The 1,544-nt window shown below is 71.7% G+C and carries 2 protein-coding genes; one reads left to right on the plus strand and one right to left on the minus strand.

The annotated features are described in order from the left end of the window. Positions 1–2: 2 nt before the first annotated feature. Entirely contained in the window at positions 3–1,088 is a 1,086-nt protein-coding gene (locus VR44_RS31835) for a SchA/CurD-like domain-containing protein (protein ID WP_045951099.1), read from the minus strand. A 296-nt stretch (positions 1,089–1,384) separates the two neighbouring features. Here VR44_RS31835 and VR44_RS43180 point away from each other — a divergent pair. Continuing rightward, the coding region (locus VR44_RS43180) for an FAD-dependent monooxygenase (RefSeq protein ID WP_157880473.1) at positions 1,385–1,544 on the plus strand (160 nt) is incomplete at its 3' end.

The raw sequence follows: 1,544 nt of genomic DNA on the forward strand, positions 1-1,544 counted from the left end.
GATCAGGACTGCGCCGGAGCCCGACGGTCGGTGATCAGGTCCATGGGGTACGGGGCCTGCGGGGCCCCGGCCAGCAGCCGGTCCAGCACCGCCGCCTTGCGGGGGCTCTCCATGCCGAAGCCGCCCGCGAAGCGGCCGTCGGCCGGCCCGGTGACGTCGAGCAGACGGACCACGACGTCGTCCCGCTGGAAGATGCTGCTGCTCAGCACGGGACTCGTGGGGATCTTCGCGGCCGCCTCGTCCTGGCGGGCGAGGAAGCGGGCCACGAGGGGGCCGCAGCCGGGCTTCGCCGGGTAGAACAGCGCGTGCCGGGTGATCCGGTCCGGCTGCGGTCCGTGCGCGGCGACGTGGTGGACGGCCGGCAGGCCCGCGCGCATGAAGAACATCCGGGCGGACTCCGGGTCGGACAGGTCCCGGTCCTGCTCCAGGTACGGGTTGATGGCGTGCTCCACGGCCCGCACCTCGGGCTGCTCCGACACGTGCCGCAGCGCCGCCGTCAGGTCGCCCTGCACCTCCACGGCCCGCACCACCCGGTTGCCGTGCATGAACAGGGAGGTGCGCAGCAGCCGGGTGTGGTCGTCGACGCGGGCGGCCGGGGACTCGTACGAGGAGAGGATCTCCGCGACCTTCCCCTCGCTGCCCGGCTTGACCGTGAAGGTCAGCGCGTGCCGGACGATCCCCTCGCCGAGCCGGGGCCCGTCCTGCAGCCGCCCGCCGAACCCCGCCTGCGGGAAGTCGTAGCGCCGGCCGGTCTCGCGCAGCACCGTGAACTTCAGCGGGCGCATGGAGCGGGCGCAGGCGCCCAGCGGCTTGACCTGCTCGGCGTGCTCCTCGCTGTTGACCCAGGCGAGGTACTGCGGCGCACTCTCCCATTCGCTGGTGATCAGCCACTGCGAGGGGTTCTCGAAGGACTGGCAGAGCTGGTCCCCCAGGTGCCCGGGCACCGAGGCGATGTCGTGCCTCAGCCGCTCGTAGGCCTCGAAGAACCGCTGCTGGGCGCCCTCGTGGAGGTCCATCAGCAGGACGACCCGGAGCATGGAGCCGTCGAACGCGGACTGCGACACCCGTTCGGACAGGGTGGTTGTCATCTCTGCTCACTCCTTCGTGGGGGCACGGACGCCGGAGCGTGTGCGCTCCCTGCCTCATCCGGCGGCAACTGCCCGGCCGCACGGGGCCCCGTGGCCCGAGGTCACCGGACGCGGGAGGGTCCGGACGGGAGGGGCCGCCGCTGTCGCTCATCGTCATCCGCCCGGGTGCGGATCGCGACATCTCCGGATCAAGCGGGTGACAAGAGGCGACTCGCCCGGGCAAGAAGGCTGATCGGGGGCATAAGCCGTCCATTGCCCCTCGTACTGCCCCCACACGAAACAGGAGCCCGCAGCAGATGGAAGAGCATGCCGATGTCCGCGTACCGGTCCTCGTCGTGGGCGGTTCCCTCGTGGGCCTCTCCACCTCGCTGTTCCTGAGCCGCCACGGCATCAGGCACATGGTGGTCGAGAAGCACGCCGGAACCTCCGTCCACCCGCGCGGACGGGGGATCAACG

It is taken from the genome of Streptomyces katrae, assembly GCF_000966975.1.
Taxonomy (GTDB): domain Bacteria; phylum Actinomycetota; class Actinomycetes; order Streptomycetales; family Streptomycetaceae; genus Streptomyces; species Streptomyces katrae.